At 35.4% G+C, this 24,687-nt stretch carries 12 protein-coding genes; 3 read left to right on the plus strand and 9 right to left on the minus strand.

Annotation, left to right across the window (positions count from 1 at the left end; translation table 11 throughout):
• Positions 1-95: 95 nt before the first annotated feature.
• The 6 genes from IRZ99_RS07300 to IRZ99_RS07325 form a co-directional block, all read right to left on the minus strand.
• Positions 96-3,026 carry a glycoside hydrolase family 2 protein gene (locus IRZ99_RS07300; RefSeq protein WP_194656639.1) on the minus strand — a complete coding sequence of 977 codons (2,931 nt, stop codon included), beginning with the start codon at positions 3,024-3,026 and terminating at the stop codon, positions 96-98.
• Positions 3,027-3,328: 302 nt separating this feature from the next.
• Positions 3,329-4,618 (minus strand): hypothetical protein, encoded by a 1,290-nt coding sequence (locus IRZ99_RS07305; protein ID WP_194656640.1) that lies wholly within the window; start codon positions 4,616-4,618, stop codon positions 3,329-3,331.
• Between the two features lie 47 nt (positions 4,619-4,665).
• Positions 4,666-7,047, minus strand: a complete 2,382-nt coding sequence (locus tag IRZ99_RS07310; protein ID WP_194656641.1) for a GH92 family glycosyl hydrolase — start codon at positions 7,045-7,047, stop codon at positions 4,666-4,668.
• A 27-nt stretch (positions 7,048-7,074) separates the two neighbouring features.
• Positions 7,075-8,466, minus strand: coding sequence for a sugar porter family MFS transporter (locus tag IRZ99_RS07315; RefSeq protein ID WP_194656642.1), 1,392 nt, complete (start codon positions 8,464-8,466; stop codon positions 7,075-7,077).
• An 88-nt stretch (positions 8,467-8,554) separates the two neighbouring features.
• On the minus strand, positions 8,555-10,336 hold the full coding sequence (locus IRZ99_RS07320; protein WP_194656643.1) for a class I mannose-6-phosphate isomerase: 1,782 nt from the start codon (positions 10,334-10,336) through the stop codon (positions 8,555-8,557).
• A gap of 71 nt (positions 10,337-10,407) precedes the next feature.
• The gene (locus IRZ99_RS07325; RefSeq protein WP_194656644.1) at positions 10,408-11,148 is read right to left on the minus strand and encodes a GntR family transcriptional regulator; all 741 of its coding nucleotides are present in this window, start codon (positions 11,146-11,148) and stop codon (positions 10,408-10,410) included.
• A gap of 350 nt (positions 11,149-11,498) precedes the next feature.
• Between IRZ99_RS07325 and IRZ99_RS07330 the strand changes: the two genes are divergently transcribed.
• The 3 genes from IRZ99_RS07330 (at position 11,499) to IRZ99_RS07340 (ending at position 15,650) form a co-directional block, all read left to right on the plus strand.
• Entirely contained in the window at positions 11,499-13,172 is a 1,674-nt protein-coding gene (locus IRZ99_RS07330) for a GLPGLI family protein (RefSeq protein ID WP_194656645.1), read from the plus strand.
• A gap of 107 nt (positions 13,173-13,279) precedes the next feature.
• Entirely contained in the window at positions 13,280-14,611 is a 1,332-nt protein-coding gene (locus IRZ99_RS07335) for an alpha-L-fucosidase (RefSeq protein WP_194656646.1), read from the plus strand.
• A 70-nt stretch (positions 14,612-14,681) separates the two neighbouring features.
• Positions 14,682-15,650, plus strand: coding sequence for a M20/M25/M40 family metallo-hydrolase (locus IRZ99_RS07340; protein ID WP_194656647.1), 969 nt, complete (start codon positions 14,682-14,684; stop codon positions 15,648-15,650).
• Between the two features lie 400 nt (positions 15,651-16,050).
• Here the strand turns inward: IRZ99_RS07340 and IRZ99_RS07345 are convergent, their stop codons facing one another.
• The 3 genes from IRZ99_RS07345 to IRZ99_RS07355 all read right to left on the minus strand — a co-directional run bounded on the left by IRZ99_RS07345 (position 16,051) and on the right by IRZ99_RS07355 (position 24,663).
• The gene (locus IRZ99_RS07345) at positions 16,051-17,622 is read right to left on the minus strand and encodes a SusD/RagB family nutrient-binding outer membrane lipoprotein (RefSeq protein WP_194656648.1); all 1,572 of its coding nucleotides are present in this window, start codon (positions 17,620-17,622) and stop codon (positions 16,051-16,053) included.
• A gap of 32 nt (positions 17,623-17,654) precedes the next feature.
• Positions 17,655-20,990, minus strand: coding sequence for a SusC/RagA family TonB-linked outer membrane protein (locus tag IRZ99_RS07350; RefSeq protein ID WP_194656649.1), 3,336 nt, complete (start codon positions 20,988-20,990; stop codon positions 17,655-17,657).
• Positions 20,991-21,993: 1,003 nt separating this feature from the next.
• Entirely contained in the window at positions 21,994-24,663 is a 2,670-nt protein-coding gene (locus IRZ99_RS07355; protein WP_194656650.1) for a glycoside hydrolase family 3 C-terminal domain-containing protein, read from the minus strand.
• Positions 24,664-24,687: the final 24 nt, after the last annotated feature.

Here is a 24,687-nt window from a genome sequence, read left to right on the forward strand (position 1 = left end):
TACTTCATAAGAAATATCCCTTTTTTAGCATTAACCAATCCACTTTATTACAATTTTTTATTCAGATATTCTCCTAAATGAGATATTCAAACTGCTTATTTTTTTTGAACTAATTTTACAATTGCTATTCCTTTTAAACTTTTCGAATTGTTTTTGGTACCCGCAAAATTTCCCCAGCTCAAACTCCAGTAATCTGATTTATCCATAATCAGCAATTCCTGCTGACCTGATTCCAGGATATTCATTTTTGCAGCTTGCAATCCATTTGAAATCACTTCAATTTTTTTATTTCCTGAAGTCAAATCCACAGACAAAATATTCTCTTTTGTTCCTCTGTACATTTCAGTTCCCTTCATATCTGCTTTTGCAGGATCAATAGTGCTTTTTAAATAATAATCATACATACCTTGCGAAACATCATAAGCAGGCTGAACGCGGTAGGTTTCTTTTATATCTGAAAAACGTTTGGCTTTACCTTCATTAGCGGAAACATGATTCGACGGATAAGTACTCCAATATCCTTTTCGTTTCCATTCTATAGTTTCAAAAGTATTCGCTACTGGCAAAGCCAATCCTATTTGCCAAGTGTACTCCGGAACATTCTCTATCTCATACTCTATATTTATTGTGCCATCGGCCTGGTAAACAGTCGTCATTTTTACAGGATAATCATCTATTGTACCTTCAGATGTAACTGTAACTATACTTTTATCATCCGTATTTACCATTGCACTTTTGACTTTGTATTCACCTGAATAGATACCTGGCGTCTCTTTAAAAGCATCCGGTTGTTTTGGTTTATTTACAATTACTCTGGTTGCTCCTGTTACTATTTTTTCTCCATTTATTTCAGAGCTTAAAAGTTCTCCGGTAACAGCATCTAGTTTTACTGTTAATCCCTCACTTTCTAATGCAATTAATTTATCGGTCTTTTTTACATTCCATTTAAGTTTAAGTGTTTTTGCTTGTAGCGCTATTGGTTTGTTAAATGTAAGTTGCTCTTCATCGATCAGATTATTTTGCGAATCATAAAACTGTAACAGAACTGGATTATTTGTGTCGCTAATGGCCACTTTGATTATTCCTTCTTCGTGTGGTTTTAAGGCTGGCATTGGCTGATCAAAACTTTTACCGCTGATCGTAATTTTCAATCGGATCTGATCTAAAGAAATATGGTTAAATCTATTTTTAACGGGAACATTTAAGAACGCATTTGCTTCTGTGCTTTCAAACTTTGTTTTTAAAACTCTAATAGGCGAATACGCTTTTTTAGTGTTCCAGAATTCTGTTTTTTCTCTTCGCCACACATCTATAAATCCCCATGGTCCATAACCTGTTACGCCGTCTTTTAAGTGAAAAGTTTCATCTGTCATTCCCCAGATAGCGCCACCTAAATTTCCGGGTACATCAAAACGATTGGCCCACATTAGGTCTAAACTTTGCCCCCAAAAATCTTTTACGTTGGGATCAGCTTTTAATAAAGTTGTGTTGTAGCAGGCCACGTGCGCCCACTCATCGCTTAATAAGGGCAAACTTTCGTGTTCCATGTTTTTAATTGCCAACCCAAAATTTTCTTCGTCTTTACCTTTAAAATCGGGATAATGTGCAACAGCTATATCAAAACATCTTTTATTTTCTTTAAAGGCAGTCGCCGGCCATGACCACGAAACTGGTCTTGACAAATCAACAGATTTTACGAATTCATATTCTTTCTGAAAATTAATTCCGTAGTCACTTTCATTACCTATTGACCACATTATAACAGCTGCGTGATTTCTGTCACGATCAATCATTTCGCTCAACTGTCCTAAATATCTTGAAGTAAATGCAAGGTCATTACTGGTTTCTCCTAATTTCTTATAAACGCCTTCTCTCCAGTCGTTCACAAAGCAAATAGCAGTTTCTTCCTGAACATAAATTCCATATTTGTCAGCAAATTCCAGAAAGTCCTGCGAAGGCGGATAATGTGAGGTACGAATAAAATTCAAATTGGCTTTTTTGGCCATTGCAACATCCAGACTATCATAATATCGATTCGTGCTTCTTCCTAACAGAGGATGCATATCATGCCTGCAGCCCCCACGAAGTTTAATTGGCTGACCGTTTACCAGCACCCTTTTTCCGTCTACAGCAACTTTTCTAAAACCTATTTTCTGTTCAATTTTTTCTTCTGATTTTCCAGCTGAAATTAATTCGGCTTTCAACGTATACAAATAAGGCTGTTCCTGATTCCATAAAATAGGATTTGAGACAGTAACCGAAAATTTACCTTCTCCATTATTTGCCAAATCAAAAGTTTGTGACTGATTTAAAACTGCTTTACCACTAGCGTCATACAATTGAAATTTAATTTTACTATTCCCTTTGGCTTTGCTTTTGGCTACAGTAAGAGAAAGTTTTGCTTCTTTAAAATCATTCTCAAAATCAGTTTGCACATAAAATCGATTGATATAATCAGTAGGAACTACAAGCAATTGAACTTCTCTCAATATTCCGCCAATAGGATGAAATGCATAACCGGAAGCATATGAAATATCATCGGCTCTGTCTGTAACGCCAACATAGACAATTGCAGGTTTTCCGGGTTCAACAAATGCACTGATATCGGCATCCCAGGCGGTAAATCCTCCAAAATGCTCTCGCACAAAATGACCATTTACAAAAACCCTTGCATAACTGTAAACACCATTAAAACGGATAAGAGTCGTTTTGTTTTTCGCGCTCGCGGGAACATTAACTGTTGTTTTATAAAAGAATTCTTTGTCGTTTTCTACTTTAAAGCCTTGCATCGCCGGCTCGCCTGGTACCTGAATTTTCTGCCAGTTTCCTGAATCATTTTTCCAAACCTCATTACCCGGATTCATACTTATTTCCCAAGAACCGTTTAAACTGACTTTAGCTTTTGGTACAGCACTGGTTTCTGACGGAATTACCGCGAGCGCCTTCCTGCCCTCTGCTATAAATTGTTGCGCATTAACGGCAGAAGCCATGACTGTGAAAAGTAGAAATACAAAAATCTTTTTCATTTATTATTCTGTTTAATTGTAAGTATCAATTTTACTTTTAATCTCTTTTTGTTCTTAAAAACTTTTTCGAAATTACATCATAAACTTGTTGAGGAACTACGCTCCGTTAACGGATACTTAAACTATTTTAATCATTTTCATATAATTTGAGGCAAAAAAAGGATATGATACTTTTTCTTTAATTCTTTGAAATTTGAATTGGCTTTAATCTTTATGTTTGCTTTTGTATTCATTCCAGTAAAACAAAAAAGGTGAAATTGATTTGCTATTTTATCAACTTCACCTTTAGGTAATTTTATTTCTTATTTCAGATTTTCAAACATTACAATTGCGGTATACAAAACACCAGCTTCGCCTCTGAAAGTACCTGAACCTCTTGGCTCATTTTTTATGGAATACCATTCAAAGAAACCATTGTTATCTTTTACCCGTTTCAACATTGGTTGCACTTCTCTGTAAGCTTCTTCAACATAACCGTATTTAATTAATTGCTGAATCGTTCTGGCTCCAAACCAAGTCCAGTCGCCACCGTTTTGATAACTGTAAACTGGATTCATAATTTTGTTTACGAAATAACCATTAGGATAAGGAGGATAAAGCGTTAAGCCAATAGAAGGCGCTCCCGCTTCTTTTACTCTTTTTACCATTTCGTCTAAAGAAGCTTTTACTTCTTTTTTACTCAATAAGCCCGCTTCCATTGCTACAGTTGTGCCTCCAAAATAGAAAATATTATCTTCATCAAAATCAGCAGGAAAAGGCGATCCATTCAAATACAAATGTGGAATGTATTTTTGCTTTTTGGCATCCCAAAGATAAGTGCGAGTGTTTTTTGCCACGTCTTTTCTGATTTTATCCCATTTCTTTTTAGTTGATGGCATAATTTCCATCATGTTATTCAGAGCCACAATAAACATTGCATTGTCATAAATATCGCAGGCCACATGAGTATGTCCATCTATATCAACCCCATAACCTTCTTCCGGCTGTACATCTCCCCAGTCTGCCGTTGTTGCTCCGGTAATTAGTCCGTATTTTGCAGTGTAACGGTTTTTCATTAAAAAATCCATTGACCACTCTAATCTTTCTGCAACGGTTTTATCTCCCACTTTTTCTGTCAAAATAGAGGTGTCACCCGTTAATTGAATGTATTTGTAAACCGCTTGTACCAATGATGTTTCCTGATCTGTTTCGACCGTATTTTTATGAGCGGCATATCTTGGTTCTAATTTTGAATAAGAGAAATCCGTTTCGCCTGCACCAATTTGTTCTTTAGGCGTATAGCCGTCAATGATGTTTCCATCCTCGCCCTGCATTCGGAAAAACACCAATAGATTTTCTTTTATATCTTCTTTTTTAGAGACTTGCGCTGCCAATTCTATAAAAGTATTGTAGTCACGAATCCAGACTTCGCGATAACCATCGCCGGCATTTACTCCTGTTTTCATTACTTCCAATGCCTTATTTTTTACAAATGGCATGTATTGATCGTTTTTTATTTTATCTGATAATGTCTTATCTATCACCTGCTTTTGTTGTGCTATAGTGGTCAATACAAATGCAAGACTTGCTATTGAAGAAAGAATTTTTCTCATGTGTTAATCGAAATTGTTTTGATTAGAATATAGAAGTTAGTATTTCTTTATTTACTGGTACTCATCGAGGGCGGTGGTGTTTTAATACCCCACTTTTTGTTTGGATTTGCCCCCATATCAAAAATTAAAGTGCCGCCATCTGTTAGTTTTTTGCGATAGATCCAGGCATTTTCAACTTTTTCTCCGTTAAAAGAAGCCGATTGAATATATCTGTTTGCCTTTGAATTGTTTTTGGTTTCGATCACCAATTCGTTGCCTTCATAGTATTTTTTATCCAGTTTAATCGTTACTTTATCAAACAATGGACTTCCAAATTGAAAAGTTGGGTCCATTGCTGCATGTCCCTGAACATCGAACAATCCCATTGAAGCCATTACAAACCAGGCTCCCAATTGTCCCTGATCCTCATCCTGACCAAATCCATAACCGTGTAGTGGTTCTGTGCCATAAAATTCATCGCAGATAGTACGCGACCATTTTTGTGTCAGCCAGGGTTTTCCTGAATAATTAAACAGGAAAGAATGGTGCAGACAAGGCTGATTGCCGTGATTATAAAGCATTTCCAATCCAGAGAAACTGTCCACTCCTTTTCCGCCACCAAAAGTTGATTTTTGGCTTTCTTCAAATGTTGTTTCCAGTCGTTTGTTAAATAAATCTTTACCCAGAATTTTAATTAATCCCGCAGGATCTTGTGGCACATACCAGGTATATTGGTAACCATTTGCTTCCTGAAAACCTCTCCAGGCCTGCATTGGGTCGAACTTTTCTATGAATTTACCATTCTCATATTTTGGACGAATGAATTTGGTTTCCGGATCAAAAATATTTTTCCAGTTTCCTGCTTGTTTCATCAGTTTATCATAATCGTTCTTTTTACCCAAAGCCTTTGCAAATTGCGCAACGCCATAAGAAGTGTAAGCAAATTCCAAAGTATGTGACGCTCCAAAATTAAATGTCCATCCGTTAGCCAAGAGTGTATCTTTTGAAGGAATATAACCTTCTTTTACAAAATAAGCCAGATCGTATTTTCCTGAACCAAATGGACGACCGCTGTAGCCTGTTTCATTTTTATAAGCAATCTTATAGGCTTCTTCTACATTAAAATCGCGAATGCCACAATTATATGTCGAAGCAATCATCAACCCGAAACAATTCGTTTGCACACCATTAGAATGTGCGCCCGCAGCCACTCCATCGTGCAGCCAGCCTGTTTCTTTTGCAAAATCAATATTCGACTGAATGTATTCGCTTAAATAATCAGGATATGCCAATGCCCAAAGCTGACTCAGATTCCAGAATCCGCCCCAAATTCCGTCCGTATTGTAATGATTGTATTTTGGTTTTCCGTCTGCATTTAAAGGAATATGACCAATTTTTCCATCGTTTCTCGGATAACTTCCATTTGCATCACTTGCTAATCCACGGCCTAATAGCGCGTGATATAAACCCGTGTAGAATTTTACTTTATTGATATTATTCCTGGTTTGAACTGTGATTCGCCCTAGTTTTTCATTCCATTTTTCGTGTGCCATTTGCTTTACGGCATCGAAAGTTTGCCCATCTGCTTCCGCTTTCAAATTTAATTTTGCATTTTCAATACTGGTGTACGAAAGTCCAACCTGCATCTCCACCACTTCTCCTTTTTTGGTCGCAAAATTCACATACATTCCGTTTCCAATTCCTTTTGTTTCAGCTTGATTATCAAAGGTTTTATCTTCAACAAATGAACCATAACTTTCAGGTGTTTTATTCATACGTATCACAAAATACATTTTCACGCGTTTTTCAGGATCGCAGAATTTCAAATACTCAGGATAGGTTTCGATTGTTCCTTCTAATGTATTTTTACCTGAAAGTTTCATTGTCGCTTCTGTCACACCGCTGCTTTCGCCCTGACGATGACCGATATCAAAAATGATACGTGATTGTTTAGATTCAGGAAAAGTATAACGATGAAAACCGACTCTTTCCGTTGCCGTTAATTCGGCTTTAATTCCATATTCTTTCAGGAAAACGGAATAATAACCCGGCTCAGCGTGTTCGGTTTTTTTATCAAAAGTCGATCTATAGCCGGTTTCCGGTTTTTCTAAAGTTCCGGGAGTAGTTTGCAATTTTCCTGTTACCGGCATGGCAACCAAACCACCAATTTGGAATTCATGAAAATGACCAAAACCTTCAATCGAGGTATGACGATCATCATAACCGCAAGGTTCCCAACTTCCTATACTTCCGTAAGCATTGGTATGCGGCGCTAATTTTGCCATTCCAAAAGGCAAAGAAGCCGGTGTATAAAAAAACCAACGTCCGTGTACCGATCCAATTTGCGGATCTACCCAGGAAGCCGGATTGAAACTGTCTTTTTTCTTTGAACACGAAAAAAAGAAAATGGTCATTACCAGCAGCGAAACTATTCTTGAAATTGTTTTCATTGATTTTATTTTAGTTCCATTGATTTTTTATGCTTTCAAATCAGCATTCCATTCTTTCTCGATTTCCTCCAGACTTTTTCCTTTGGTTTCAAACAACTTCTTTTTGGCATATCCGAAAGAGAGAATACAGAAGAAAGAGAAAATAAAAAATGTAACTGCAATGCCCAATCCATCTCTCAACATAGGAAACAACAAGTTCACTACCCAATCAGAAACCCACATTGTCATGATACACATAGACAAAGCTGTTCCTCTAATATGTGTTGGGAATATTTCAGTTGAGATCACAAATTTTAATGGGCCAAGCGAAAAGGCAAAAAATAAAAGAAATAAAATGATGCTAAATAACATGAAATAGCCTGTTATATTCATCAGAAAACAAAAGCCTGTCAATGCCAATGCAAAAGCAGCACACAAAGAGCCTATTAAATACAAAGGTCTTCGTCCCCAACTATCAACCTTAAAGATTGCTATAAAAGTAAAAAGCATATTTGCCGATCCTAATATCACCTGATAAAACAGTGCATCACTGGTCACAATACCTGCCGATTTTAAAATAGTAGGTCCATAAAAAATAACACCATTAATACCGCTAAATTGTGATAAAGCAGTAAGTACCATAGCCAATGTTAGTAATTTACGTAATGGCATACGCAATAATTCTTTGTAACCTCCTGATTTTTGATTCGCCATTTCTTTTATGGAGTTCAACTCTAATCGTGCTGTTTCTTCTCCGTTAATTTTAGTAAGAATACCTAAGGCTTCTTCATTTTTTTCATATTGTACCAACCAACGCGGACTTTCCGGAACTATCATTAATAACAGACAAAATGCTGTTGCGGGAATAACACCTACAAGAAACATTCCGCGCCAAACATTTTCGACAAACAACCAATGTATCAATCCATCGCCCTCTCCAGCGTGTGAAGAAGCATATCTTTGCAAAAATAAATTACTGATATAAGCAGCCAAAATTCCAATGGTTATGGCGAGTTGGTAAAACACTACTAATTGTCCACGCTTGTGTGAAGGAGCAACTTCAGAAATATAAAGCGGAGACACATTTGAGGCTACACCAACCCCCATACCTGCCAAAACACGAAACAAAATCAATATTGGATAAGCCTCCGAAAAGGCAAAACCAACGGCACTGATTAAAAATAATACGGCTGAGATTGCTAATACTTTTTTTCTTCCGATTTTATCACTGAGATAACCTGAAAAAGCTACACCAACAATACAACCTAATAAAGCACAGGAAACAAATAATCCTTCCTGAGCAGATGATAATCCGTATTGTAGTTTTAATGGTTCGATAATTCCGCTTACAACGGCCATATCAAAACCGAATAAAAAACCTCCTAATGCCGCTATAAGCGTTATGAGAAATATAAAATATTTTGTTCCTTTTGTTTTCATAAAAGTTTTTGGTTATTAATAGAAATTATTTTTAATAGTAATAGTAAAAGAGCAACAATGGTGGTTCATTTAACGTTACTCTACGGCTTTAACACCAGCTATCTTTTACATACGAAACCACAACAAATGCTTTTTTATCGCTTTGGTGATTAATCTTGTATTTCGGAACATTGGCCGGAATTACAAAAGTTTCTGCATATTTGAATTTTTGAATGTTTTCTCCAGCGGATACTTCGGCCATATCGCCTTCAACCAACATACAGATGTGGCATTGGCCAAACGTTTCGATTTCGATTTCACCCGTAAATTCGTAACGATCAACGGCGTAAAAATGATCTTCATGAGTTGGAAGACTTATTTTTATTCCATTCGAAAATGCTGCTTCGACAACTGGTTTTGAAATAAATTCATCCACTATCCTTTCGCCTTTTCTATCAAAATAAACATTTTTAAAACCGTGCTCTAAGTTGATTGGACGTGGTTTCCCATCCAATCCCGGGCGAACCCAATCGTACATTTTGAAAGTAAAAATATAAGGGGTGCTGCTTATTTCAAGAACCATATTATTCTTCCCCGAAGCATGAATAGTTCCATTTGGAATCAGGAATAAATCGTGTTTTTTCGCCTGGAATTTTTGTACGTATTTTTCAATATCAATCGCTTCTGATTTCTCTTGCGATTCGATCAAAGCATTTTTGAATTCTTCCGGATTAATATCTTCTGTAAATCCTAAATAAACATCGGCATCATCGGTACAATCTAAAATATAATAAGTCTCGTCTTGTGTGAATGTTTCACCAAAATTTTCTCTGATATAATCTGGCCTCGGATGGCATTGTACCGAAAGATTTCCTCCGTCGAAAGTATCGAGATAGTCAAAACGAATTGGAAAATCATTTCCAAAACGGGCTGCTGCTTTTCCTAATACTTTCTTGTTGTCCTGAAACATTAAATAATCGAAAGAAACTTCTAATAAGTGGTTATTCCCTTCTAAGACAATTCCGTTTTCAGGAGTTATTAATTCAAACGACCAGGCATAATTTACCTCGTCCTGATTCAGGTCCTTAATATGTTCTTTCATCCATTGACCGCCCCAAACACCAGCTTCAAACCAAGGGCGGGCACGCAACGGACTTTCGAGCATCAAATCTAACGCGTTTCTAAAATCAGTTCCCTGCATCCAGGTAATTTCATTAATGCGCTGTTCATCAATAATAAAATCTATTTTTGGCAGTAAAGATGCTTTGTGAGCATTTAACACTGGCCATTCAATAAAATATAATCTTTTGTAAATTTGAGTGTAAGCCAAAGTATCGGTACAACCAATATTTTTGGTTAAACCTGCTCGCATTCTGTATTGAATTTCATTTTTAGGAACATCAACATAAATCAATTTTCCTGTCCAATTGGCTAAAGATGCTCCTGTTCCGTAAACTATGCAAATATCAGCAGTAGTATCAGGCTGAAGTGAATTCAATTTTTTACTATCGAAAAAATCCGAAAGTTCACCCAAATATCTTTTACCAAAAACCGGATCATCTCCGTTTAGATTGGGCTTAATCATTTCATTAATTTCTGTCGATGATTTCAAACAGGAATTAATATCTGACCAAAGGACATTCAAATTTTTCTCAACCAAAACGGCATTCAAATGGCTTCTAAAATTTTCCCACAGCACGCCGCCAAATCCGTCAATAACAACTATTTTTTGCTTAGAAATAGCATTTGCCAACGATCTAAATCCTGTGAAAATCTCAGAATTTGTGCTGAATGATGGAAAAACATTGTATTCCGCATTTGTTTTAACAATTGCATTTATGGGTAATAAAGGCTGTGAAGTTTTCCTTTGAGTCTGAATTGTTTGCTTCATTTGTGATTTGTGTTTTCTAAAATGTTCTCCACAGAAAATCTTATTTGATTTATGCTAATGAATTACTGTATTTAAATTGTGCGTTTAATCTCTATAGTGTAGGTAAACCAGTCGTTTCTGTAATAACAAATATTATATTCGATTGGCTTTCTGGCGGTATCTAATACTACCCTTTTCCTTTCTAAAACAGGCTGGTCTTTTTCAATCTTAAGAAGACCAGCAATTCGTTTACCGGCCGCAATAGCTTTAAGTTCTTCTTGAGAATACACCGGAACCACATTGTATTTATTCCCCAGAATTTCATACAAAGGAGTTTCGAAATTCTCATCAATTGAAAGGCCAATTCTGGGATGAAAATAAGATTCAAAATAAACCATCGGACTGTCGTCTATACTCCTGGTACGTTGTAAAAGCAGCACTTCATCTCCTTCATTAATTTGCAAATGTTTAGCAATTTTAGCAGTGGCCTGAACCATTTCTACATGCAAGGAAAGGTTCTTAAATTCCAGTCCCATATCCTCCATCTCATGCGTAAAACTCATCCAATTGTTCAGATTGGTGGTAATTCTGCTTTGCGAAACTCTGGTGCCTGAACCTTTTTTTCTGACTAATAGTTTTTCGTTTACCAAAATAGCAATCGCCTGACGCAGTGTGTTGCGGGAAATCCCCCAACGTTTGGCCAAATCCACTTCTTTCGGAAATAATTCACCATCCTTAAAATCGGGATGTTTGATTAGTTCACGTAATAATTCCTCTACTTGTTTGTGCAACGGAATTTTACTGTCGTGATCTAATAACGGTATTTTGTTCATATGTTCATACATATGACAAATGTAGTTTTTTTATTTAAACAAAAAAATATTTCAATAAAAATGTAAGCAGCTGATTTTAAACAATAACGATATTTACTAAAACGATATAGCAAAATAACTGATTATCAAGCACTGAGATCAAAATCACTGTAATTTTATCAAAAAAGAAATAGTATGTTCCTAATACAACTCAAAAATTTCTATCTTAGCTTTTTATAAAACCATCTCATAATCAATTGTATTTCCCAATTTTTTAATGCTAAAACTTAATAACACTGTTTTTTTATTTGTTTTTCTATTAAATCGATTTAGTAACATTGACGATACGCTTAAACAACCAAAATCATAACATGAAGAAAATTTTATTTACATGCTTTGCCTTTTGTCTTATCTCTTTGACTTTTGCACAGAAGACTACTAAAGCAATTAAAGTTACGTACCAAAGAAGTTCTAATGGAAAAATAATCCCAAATCAGGATCCACTGTTTTTATATACGTCTAAAGATTTGAGTCTGATCACAACAGAGAAAATCATCCAACAAAAAGCGGATTTTCCTTTCGAACAGACTTTTGTGGCTTTTGATTCTAAAACCATTTCCCAATTAGCAAATCTAAAAGCAGGCAAATCGATTCTGAACCACGATGCTGAAGCTTTGGGAAAACAAAAATTTGAACTTACAGATGAGACCAAAAAAATCCTGAATTTCACCTGTAAAAAAGCGATAACCACCGTAAACTCCAATAAAATAGAAATTTGGTATACCAACGAATTGGGGCTAAAAGGCGGACCAAGTGTTCTGGGTCAGGATCTAGGTTTAGTTTTGGAAACCATTCGTAACGGGAACAGCTCTATGACAGCTACTAAAATTGAGAATTTAAAAACGATACCAGCAATTTTAACCCTACCAAAGGTTTCTGAAGTCGATCAATTGACTTATAAAGATCTTTTATGGAAAAGCCGATTTGTAAATATCTCTGTTTTCGACAAAGAACAAATTCATTTTGTAGGTGATGCCAAATCGAATGACAGCATTTTTAGATACGCAAGCGGTACCGTAATTGTTCGAAAAGTAAAATTCCCTGAAATTAAAAAAGGTAGTTCTGTTTATGTCGATGTAACCCAACAATCAAATGGTGATGCTTACGACAGAACCGGATCCGTTTTTATGATTCCAATGGACAAAAAAAGCTCTTTTTTAGATGGATTAAAAAATGGAGTCAACACATTGCCTGTTTATGAAAATGGAAATGGTAAAAAATACCAGGGTGTTGTAGCAACAAATGAATACACACCTTTATTGGAATTGATGCGTTTCTTTACTCCTTTTGGTGTGAAGCATTTCAACTATTTACAGCAAAAAAACAAGGTTTGGCAGGATAGCGTTTTCTATCGTCAGGATATTTCATCATTACAGCCAAAATTGAGTAATCAGGAAGTATATATCGGAATGTTTATTGGAAATTATGATGCGGGCGGACACAAGGCAAGTTTGAATATTTCTATTCACCAAGGCGAAGATAACAATCGTAAAGGCGATTTTATTTTACCGCTTTTCAATACGGTTAACGTAATGGAAATGGCAGGACAAGAATATGCTACGATGTTTGACAACGAAAAAGGATTGGAAATGACTTTTGATGCACCCGAAGGTTATAAAAATTTCAAATTGAGTTACACTACAACCGGCCACGGAGGCTGGGATAATGGCGATGAATTTCTACAGAAAAAAAATAGTATTCTTATCGATGGAAAAGAAGTCTTTGGATTTACGCCATGGCGAACCGATTGTGGTTCGTACCGATTGAGTAATCCGGCTTCGGGGAATTTTGGCAGCGGATTATCTTCATCCGATTTAAGCCGTTCCAACTGGTGTCCGGGAACTACAACCAATCCAAATCTTATTGATTTAGGAAATCTTTCACCGGGAAAACACACGATTCGCGTATCAATTCCACTTGGTAAACCAGAAGGAACAAGTAGCAGCGCCTGGAATGTATCCGGATTTTTGATTGGAGAAAGGTAATTGATAATTAAATTTAGATAATATCGACTTACTATTTAAGGCTTTATATTTTTAAATTTCAAAAACGATTAAAACGTTACTATCAAACCACCTAACTTAAAAAAAACATGAAAAAAACCACACTTTTCCTGCTGTTCTTCTCGATGAGTTGCCTAAAAATGTTGGCACAAACCTACACTCCCACTGAAGGAAACCTAAAAAACAGAAAAGAATTTCAGGATGATAAATTCGGAATGTTCATTCACTTTGGTCCTTATAGTGTTCTTGGCCACGGAGAATGGGTCATGAACAATGAAAATATCAAAGTAACGCAATACGGAAGACTGATTAATGTTTTTAACCCTCAGGATTTTGATGCCAAAAAATGGGTTGGCACTGCTAAAGCGGCCGGAATGAAATACATCACTTTTACTACACGTCACCATGACGGTTTCAGTAATTTCGATACCAAATTATCCGATTGGAAAATCACAAATACACATTTCAAAAGAGATTTATTAAAAGAGTTGGCTGACGAATGCCATAAAGAAGGAATCAAATTATTCTGCTATTATTCACTTTTAGACTGGACAAGAACCGACTATCAATACGAAACAGGAAAAACCGGAAAAGGAACAGGAAGAACTGCCAAAAGTGATTGGGAAAGTTACATTCGATTCATGAAAGGGCAATTAACGGAGATACTTACCAATTACGGAGAAATTGGCGGAATTTGGTTTGACGGACATTGGGATCAATTGGATAACGATACGGATAAAACATTATCGTCTAAAGTAAACTGGCATTATGATGAAATTTACAAATTGATTCACTCTCTTCAGCCTAACTGTCTGATTTCAAACAACCACCATCTTTTACCGATACAAGGAGAAGATTTTCAAGCCTTTGAAAAAGATTTACCAGGAGGAAACACAACTGGATTTGGAGGACAATCTGTTTCTCAATTGCCTTTGGAAACCTGCGAAACGATGAACAATTCATGGGGTTTTGACATCAACGACAGAAAATACAAATCGACTAAAGATTTACTGCATTATATGATTAATGCTGCAAGTTTAAATGCTAATTTTCTTTTGAATGTCGGGCCGATGGCAGACGGAACAATTCAACCTGAATTTGTTGCAACATTGAAAGAAATGGGAATTTGGATGGATAAAAATGGAAAAAGTATATACGGAACAAGAGGCAATGTAATGCCACAGCAAGATTGGGGGGTATTTACTGCGAAAGACAAAACCCTGTTTGCGCACATTATAAAAACACCAAAACAGGCTGAATATATTTTTATTCCTGAGATGAAACAAAAAATCAAAAAATGTTATTTAATGGACAGTAAAAAAGAACTGAAATTCAAACAACAACCTGAAGGTACTTTTGTGTACCTTGATGGCACCAAAATCGATGCAATCGATACGATAATCGAAATGCAAATACAATAAATTTTACAACCCATAAGAATCCAAACCTTATGGGTTTCTATTTTATTTCAATAAATTAATGATTAATTACATGTTTAAAAAAACTCTTTTCCTCTCTGTTGTAGCTTTTATTGCCACTGAAAAGGGAACCGCGCAATCAACATTTTCATCTGAAACATTTCTTAAACATGATACTTATTTAGCTTCAGATAAATTAGAAGGGCGTCTTGCCGGAACAAAAGGCAATAACGAAGCGGCGGCTTACATCAGGAAATATTTTAAAAAATATGGCTTGAAAAAATTTAACGACAACTATTATCAGCCTTTTAAAATCTTCATAAAACCCGATATCAACAAAATGAAATCAGATAGTGTATCAACTCAAAACGTTGTAGGATATATTGAAGGTTCTGATGAAAATCTAAAAAAAGAATATATCGTAATTGGAGCACATTATGATCATTGGGGCTGGGGCGGAAAAGGTTCCGGCAGCAAGAAAAAAGATACGCTTGCCATTCATAATGGAGCAGATGATAATGCTTCAGGAGTTTCGGCTCTTTTATCCATTTTAGAAGAGTTTCATCACAAAAAAACAGCACCTAAAAGAAGTATTATTTTTATTTCCTTTAGTGCGGAAGAAGAAGGCTTATTGGGTTCAAAGTATTTTGTTAACCATCTTCCTGTAGCTAAAAATGCGGTAAAAGTGATGATTAACATGGATATGGTGGGTCGCTTAAACGATAAGAAAGAGCTTTATATGGGCGGTGCCGGAACTTTTCCGGGCGGTGTCGAACTGATGAAAAAACTAGGCGAAGGCAGCGGATTAAATCCAATTGTTTTTGCCGGAGATGTAGGTGGTTCTGATCACGTTACTTTTTATAAAAATGACATTTCAGCCATAGGATTACACACAGGAGGGCATCCCCAGTATCATACACCTGAAGATGATACTGCTTTAATTAACAGCGAAGGAGGCATTTTAGTTAGCAGATACATTTATAATGCTTTAAGTGCAATTGCTAATTACAATCAACCGCTAACTTTTATCAAGCAAAATTAAAACAACAACGTTTTCCCTTAAGAGCCTTTTTTAGCTCTCTAGAGCAATCGTCAACAAAAAACAGCATAGAATCTTTAAAATAAAAAATCGACGAACTGCAGTGAAATAAACTGCAAATTCGTCGATTTTTTTTATGGAATATAGTTTTCAATATTTAAAAAATATCTTACTACTATCAAATAAAGCTTCAAGCTCTGTCTTATTACCAATTGTTATTGCTATTTACAGTAATTGTCATTGCTATTTACATTGAAATTGCCATTGACGTTTGACATTGACGTTTGCCATTGACATTTGCCATTGATATTGATATTTGACATTAATAGAGAAACCCCATCGTCCAGAAATTTCGGGACTTTGGGGTTTCTCACTAATAACAAAATATTAATCTATAAGGAGCTTATTTTACGTCCCAGAAAATTTTGGTCCCTAAAGTATTTTTATCCTTAACTGCATTGTAATTATCTGTATTATAAATACTTTCAGAAGCTGGATAAGTCCAACGTGTTGGCGGCGTTTTTCTAGTAGGACTTGTTTCGTCTTCCATGAAAGTTAAAGCTGGTAATTTTAATCTTCTTTGCTCAGCCCAAGATTCATCAACCTGCATGATATTGTAATGAATATACTTTTGGAAAGCAATCAATTCCAATTGAGTTACAGGTGTTGTAGCTCCTGCAAAGTTAATTTTAGCAATATATGCATCAATTTCTGCCGTCGTTGGTTCAACAGTTGGCTTAAATTGAGTGTCATCTGCTTTATCACCTAATCTTACGTAATATTCGATAGATTGTCTGATAGCTTTCTCAAAATGTGTTTTTGCTGTAGCAGCATTTCCACTTCTTGCATAATACTCAGCAAGAATTAGGTTAACTTCCGCAGCATTGATCAAAGTACCTGGCAACCAGTCGTTTCTACTAATTACAGATCTATTGTAAATCGCAATTTTCCCTGTGCTTATTAAATTATCCTGAGCTGCTGATCCTAATGCGGGATCAAGTCCAGTATATTCTGTAGCTGTTGTTCCTTTTTCAAACAACCAGGCTTCACGAGGATCACTATTCGCATTCATATGGTCAATCATAGGTTTTGGAGCAAGATTGTTATTATAACCTGCTGCTTCTAAAGCATCAAAGAATCCAGAAGTATCTAAATCTGTATCCTGAGTATACACTTTAAATGCAATATTTTCTGCACTTTCATCTACAATTTTCGCTTCAGCAATAATTTCAGCAATTTCACTATTGGCTCTTGCAGTAAAGGCAGGGACAGCAGAAACTCTGTTCAGTAATTTCAAACGCAAAGAATTGCAATAGTTTTTCCACATTACCAGATTTCCTTTGTTTATAAGGTCCTGATTCTTGAATGATGTTTCTATTCCCTCATTTAAAGTTATTGTATTTAGTTCAGTAGAAAAAGCTTTCAAATCATCCAGCATCTTCACATAAAGTTCTGTCTGATTGTCATACTTAGCTAATGCTAAAGTATAATCTCCACCTGTCGAGCTGATTTTACCTGCTTCAGAGAAAGGAATATCTCCAAAATTATCGATCATTTTTGCAGTATGATCGTACAAGTAAATCGTTGAAGTTACTGTGAAGATTCTGTTAGCTGCCTGATCTCCTGGAGACAAAGATGCCATAACTTTTTCCAACTCTCTGTATTGGGTAATAAATTTGTAATATCTGCTCCATCTGTCATTTACAGCTGCACCTGGAACGTAACGTCCAGTGATATTAGTAAATCCGTGACCTTGTGTATAACTTAGAGAAGTTGATCTTAGAACTGTAAAATAATTCCAATATGCCGGAATTACATCCTCAAAGTTAATTTTCATAAATCCTGCATACTGTTTAGGCACAGTTGTCTGTGTTACAGTAGATGGATCTCTATAAGCATCTGCAAAATCCTCATCTGAACAAGAGCCCAGAAAAATTGCTGCTGTTGCTAATGATATATATAATAATTTTCTCATGTTATCTATTTTTTTAATTATAATTTATAAAATTAGAAAGATGCTCTCAACATTACACCATAACTTCTGGTTGATGGCCCTAATCCTGCATTGTTCACATTTTCAGTCCATCTTGATCCTGAAGTAGTTGCTTCAGAATCCATATCTTTAATGGTTCTGTAGATATAAAACAAATTACGTCCGAAGAAAGACAAACTTAATTTGGTAGCTCCAATTTTACTAGCGTATGATGATGGCACATTAAAAGCAAGAGAAACTTCTCTTAATTTAACATAATCATTCTTTTGAATATACAACTCATAACGAGAAATACTGCCATATTGAGGACCACCCCAGTTGTAAGTAAGAGCATAATAACCTGCCTGAGAAACGACATTTGTATTTTTTGTACCATCTGGAGCAATACCATCCATCAACATACCATCACGGTACAATGGTTGACCGGCTGGTCCTGTAGTAGCACTATTAGGAACCTGCACTCCTTTTCCACCATCCAAATAATAAGTCAAACCACCACGCTCATTAGTACTATAATTCAAAGTCTCTTCGGTCAAACCTCTAGAATTCATCCAGCTAAGACCCGTAGGCATTAAATAACCCCCATAAGAATAGTCGATACTTACATCTAATGTAAAACTTTTGTAGGTAAATGAGTTTAACAAACCTCCCACGCCTTTAGCCATAGCTGATCCGTATTTTTCCCACTTGTCTCCATCAAGCATATAAAAACCATCTGCATCAACCATTTTATTACCACTTGCATCTGTTTTTACCGGGTGAGCGTAAATTCCTCCCATCTGTTCTCCTACTACCGATTTTAACTGTGCAGCAGATCCATCATAATCTTTATGTAATAATTCATTTGCACCGTTAGCTAATTTCACAACTTTATTTGTGTTTTTTGCCCAGTTTAAAGTTACATCCCATGAAAAATCCTCTGTTCTAAATGGAGAACCGGTAAGAGCAACTTCAAAACCTTGATTGCTCAACTCTCCTACGTTGGCCAATATTACACTTGCCCCAGTAGTTGGCGCTAAAGACAAATCAAGAATTTGATCTTTAATCTTAGCATTGTAGTAAGAGAAATCTAATCCTAATCTCCTATCGAAGAATTTAGTTTCAAAACCAAGCTCAAACTCATTTTTCATTTCAGGTTTGATTGACTCATTTCCGTATTTATCCATTGAAGTTGTTATCAAAACTGGACTAACAGTCCCTTGAGATCCCAAAGTTGTTTGGTTGAATGCAACATTAGCTCTGTAACGATCCGGATAGTTACCTACTATACCCCAAGAACCGCGCATTTTCGCATAACTAATGAATTCCGGCAACTCAACTGCATCTGACAGTACGAAACTTGAATTTACAGATGGATAAGTAAATGCATTGTTGTTTGGATTCATTGTAGAAGTTCTATCTCTTCTGATCGTTCCTTCAACAAACAAATAGTTTTTATAGCTTCCGCTTAAAGTTCCAAAAACCGCATCTTTAATCGTTTTTTCTCTTTTGGAAGTACTAGTAGGTGTTCCTATAGATGAATTCATGTCATACCATCCTTCAACACTTAAACCTCCATTGGTAGAACGCGATATCGTTCTAAAAGTATCCTGTGTACCTGAATAACCAGCAACAGCATTTATTCCAAAATCCTCATTGATTTTTTTATTGTAGGTCAATAATAAATCACCGTAAAGAATATTATAGTCCTGTCCTTCCATCGAAAATGAACCTGAGCTATCTCCTCCAAATTTATAAATCAAAGGTATTTCTACAGGATTTTTATCTTCAATATTTATTGCACTTAAATCAGTTGAAATACGTCCACGCAAAGCTAAATCTTTAGTAATAGAAAGCGTTTCTGTCACACTCGCAATTATACGATTTGTAACCTCTGTTTGCTGTTTAGCATTTGTGTTCCAAAAATAATCTCCAATGTCAGCTTTAAAACCATTATAAATAATATTTTCATCCGGAGTCAAACTTTGTCCTGATAATCCTGTAACATATTTATATCCTAAACTGGTTTTATATTTGGCTTTGTACCAATCACCATTATCGAATGGGCTCATCATACCAGTAAAGTTATTAACCAGACGATCCATACCAAAAGCTCGGTTATTTATACTCTGATTTAAATAACTTACTATAACATCTGTTTTCAATTTACCTGTTTTGAATGATGCATTAAGGTTAAAATTGTTCTTTTTGTTATGGTTACCCATACTTAAACCTTCAGACTCAATATGTGTATAAGAGAAACGAACATTGCTATTATCTGTACTGTTTGTAATGGCAAAGTTTGTCGTTGCATCCCAGGCATTTTGGAACATGTTTTTGTATCCATCTCTTTGAGCTGAATATGGGCGTATAGTACCGTCCCAAGATCTAATCGGCTGTCCATCAAACCAGTTACCAAAGTTAACTGAACTAGCAGGTACCTCTCTCATATCAGTAACACCATCCTCATTTCTATCATTATGTGCAAAACCATCTGGCGCTTGGTATGCTGATGGATTGAAGGCTGGATTGGCATAACCCGGACCTCTTTCGTATTGAAATCTTGGCAAGTAAGCAATTTGATTTCCTGAATAACTAGTACTGAAATCAATACCTAAACCTTTTTTTCCTTTACCAGATTTAGTAGTAATCAATACAACTCCGTTTACTGCCTCAGAACCGTATAATGCAGCAGCAGAAGCACCTTTAAGAATAGAGATGTTTTCAATATCCTCAGGGTTAATATCTGCTAAACCATTATTTTTAACACGTGGTGCATTCCAGTAGTCATCGTTTTTAATCTCCTGATCACGAATTGGCACACCATCTAAAATGATAAGCGGCTGATTTCTACCTGTAATCGAGTTTATACCACGAATCTGGATGTTAATTGCTCCTGCTCCACCCGGAGTAGAAGAAATACGTACACCTGGTGCCTTACCGTATAATGAGTTGGCAATTGTAGGAGATGCCGTTTTAACTATCGCATCTGCTTTAATTATACTTGTAGCATAACCAATTGATTTATTCTTTTTAGATTGCCCCAATGCAGTAACGGTAACACCATCAAGTTCGTTGGTACCACTCGCTAATCTGACTTTCATTCCATCAGCAGCTTTTAATTCTGCTGTTTTGTACCCTATTGAACTTACAATAAGAGTAGCACCTTCTCTTACAGAGATTGAAAATGCTCCGTTCTCGTCTGTAATTGTTTCTACTTTCGTCCCTTTTTCTCTAACAATCGCTGATGGAACGGGTGCATTAGTATTGTCTGTAATTACCCCAGAGATTGTTGTGTTTTGGGCTTTCGCATTTTGAAAGCACAATACCATTAGAAAAACTAACAGCGATTCATATAACAGTTTTCTCATAATTAATATTAGTTTGGTTTGGTTTTTAAATTTTGTTTAAATTGAAAGATTTCCGATTTCTAAAAAATATTGAATACTAAAACCTTTAATTTCAAATTACCGTTTTCTCCTTATCAGAATTTGGCAATAATTCCCTTGATTAATACTCTGTTTTTTTTTTTACATCATAAGCTTCTTGTTTATTTAATAATTTGTTTCAGTTTTCTTAGTCATTTTTTGAATTTATTTTCGAACGCTTGTAACTATAACGTTTTATTTTTTTGGTTTTAAAAAAAGTTTTTCTCGATTATTAAAGACAATCTATCTTATAATTTACACTACCTTTTTTCTGTTTCTTCATTTCATTTAATACCGCCAATATTTTTAAAAACTTCTTCTACTTTAACATCCGGAATGAATGAAAACGATTGACTAATTCATTTGTTGTCTAAGAGCATTTTTTGATATTAAATATTTTTAAAAACGTTAACTTTTTCTTAAAGATTCGTTAATTATTCTTAGCAAATATAAATCTAATAAATCAATTAACAAAAACGTTTTAGTGCTTTTTTTTAATGCTTCTTTTAATTTTAACATTTTAAACAAATATTTTAATTAAACACAGTCAACTATCTGTATATAAATCACATATAGTTTTTAAATTCAAGTTTATTTCTTATTAAATGAGTAATAAAAAACACCTATTTGAATATTAATCAATCCCATAAAAAGAACAGAATAAAAATGTTAAAATTATGATTTATTTAACATGAATTTTGTTTTATTTAAAAAATCAAATAACATACTAAAAACACGTCATTTTATTTTTTTAGAACTAAAATTATTCTAGTTTTTCTAATTGAAGAATCTAACCTCATTAACCCTTTTTTTTCTCTTATTTTATCTTTTTTAGCAGTACTTAAAAACAAGGTATTTTCTTATATTTAATTTCCCCGTAATTCTTTAAAAAAGCACAAAACAGATAATCTGTTATATTAAAATTAATTCACCCATTATTAAACGCTTATTCTGTCACCGTAAGAACTTCTCTCAATCGAATATCCCTCGACGAAGCGCCAATCATAATTCTAAAATCACCCGGTTCAACTACCCATTTCATATCCTGGTTTAACATTTGCAACGTTTCTTTGTTAATGTCAAATGCTATTTCTTTTGATTCTCCTGCTTTAAGCGAAATTCTCTGAAAGCCTTTCATCTGCTTGATTGGCTGTGCAATTGAGGCCAAAACATCTCTAACGTAAAACTGAACTACTTCATCCCCATCCACATTACTGGTGTTTTTTATCGTACAGTACACTTTTGTCGTTTCAGCTTTCCCTATTTGTTTTTTATCAAATCTTAAATTGCTGTATTCAAAAGTTGAATAACTTAGTCCGTGTCCAAAAGGAAATAAGGGCGCACCATTTAAATTGGTATAATCATCTGAACGGCCTGTTGGTTTGTGATTATAAACCAATGGCAATTGACCTTCAAAAACAGGGAAAGTAATAGGCAAACGTCCTGCAGGATTTTTATCTCCAAACAAAATATTCGCTACAGCATTACCTCCATCTTCGCCAGGATACCAAACATCTAAAATCGATGGTACATTGTTAATCCATTTGTCCATGGTAATGGCGCTTCCACCAACCAAAAGCACTACAACCGGTTTTCCCGTTGCGGCAACTGCGTTTATTAATTCTTCCTGATGTCCTAACAAACCTAAATAAGCACGGTCATTAAATTCTCCTTCTTCGATTCCCGCAGCAATTACGGCTACATCAGATTTTTTTGCAGCAGCTACAGCTTCATCAATTTTATGTTGCCAATCGTTATTTACGCCAACATTCCAAACCAACTTGAATTTAGCATAACCCTGCGATTCAAAAAATTCCACTTTTATATCGTATTCTTTATCTTTTTCAAAATTGAAATCGACTAATTTTGTTGAATACGTCTGGCTTTTCCAGTTATCAATAATTAGTTTTCCGTTTAAATACAATCGATAACCGTCATTCCCTTCAAAACCTATTTTGTAATTTCCCGTTACCGGAGATTTGATTTTTCCGCTCCATTTAGCCGAATAAAAATCATAGTTGATTTTTACCTGATCAGGAGAATACAAGGTCCAGTCAAAATTAATGGCATTATCTAATCTTGTTACAACGGGACTTCCGCTTAGTTGTACATTATTAAAATATTCAGCACTTAATCCATTTACTGATTTTCCTTTTTCAACACTAAATAAATTAGCTGAAGGTACCACAGTATAATCTGTACTTTTTCTTGCACAACCTTCAGCAAGATTAATCGCAACCGATTTTCCTAACTTCGTTTTGATTCCTTCCAGCATGCTTACTTTTCCGTTACCCGGGCCGCTGTAACCGCCCAAACGTGCTTCGGTAATATCATTTCCTATTAAGGCAATTGATTGAATTGACTTTTTAAGCGGTAAAACATTGTTTTCATTTTTCAATAAAACGATTCCTTTTTCAGCTGTTTCTCTTGATAGTAATTTATGAAGCGGATTTCCGTTCCATTTGTTTGTCTCTTTTTCGTCGGCATATGGATTTTCAAACAATCCCAATTCGAATTTCAATCTCAAAACTCTCGCTACAGATTCATCGATATTTTTCATATCAATTCTTCCGTCCAAAAATGGCGGTTGAAATAATTTATAATGGTCAAAGGCAGTTTGAAAAATCACATCCAAACCATTATTAATGGCGTTTGCACTTGATTCAGGATAATCTTTTGCTGTATAATGCAATACATTTCCACCTCCAACAGCATTCGCATCTGAGATAATGAATCCTTTAAAATTCATTTCTCCTTTTAATTTTTTATTCAATAACCAATCGTTGGCTGTACAGGGACTTCCGTTTAAAGAATTGTACGAAGTCATAACACTTCTGCTTCCTCCTTCGGTAAAACAAGCACGAAAAGGTGGAAGCTGATATTCTTCTAAAGAACGTTCGTTGTAATCAATTGGATAACTATCACGCCCACCGTCTCCACTGTTAGCAAGGAAATGTTTTGGTGTTGTAATCACGCCTCTTTCCTCAAAAGAAGACACATAAGCCACTCCCATTTTTGAAGAAAGAAAAGGGTCTTCACCATAGGTTTCTTCTACTCTTCCCCAACGCACATCAGAAGCAAGATTTACAACAGGTGATAAAATCTGGCGAATTCCTCGGCTTTTCGATTCCATTGCAATAGCAGTCGAAACTCTCTTTACCAAAGCCGGATCAAATGTTGCAGCCAGGGAAATAGACTGAGGAAAAGCGGTTGCACCATCTCGCACTAATCCGTGTAAAGCTTCATCAAAAGCAATAATCGGAATACCGAGACGCGTTTTCTCTACAAAATATTTCTGAATTTTATTAATCAGTTTTACTGTTTCCTTCGCATTACTTGCCGCACTGTAATCTAAAATTTGGTTGCTCGCATCAGTACTTCCTTTGGCACTTACCTGAAAACCAAAAATTCCATTTTTATAATTTTCTGCACCATCAGATAAATCACCAGGAATCATGAACATTTGCCAAAATTTTTCCTCATCCGTCATTCGGGACAATAAATCCTGAACGCGATCTTCAACGGGTAATTTTGGGTTTTTATATTTTGGAGTGCTTTGAGAAAACAAGGCTTGAACTCCAAAAAATAAAGCTATTAAAAATGCTTTTTTGTTCATAATCGTATTATTGAAATACCACTA

The sequence above is a fragment of the Flavobacterium sp. LC2016-12 genome (assembly GCF_015351595.1).
GTDB lineage: Bacteria > Bacteroidota > Bacteroidia > Flavobacteriales > Flavobacteriaceae > Flavobacterium.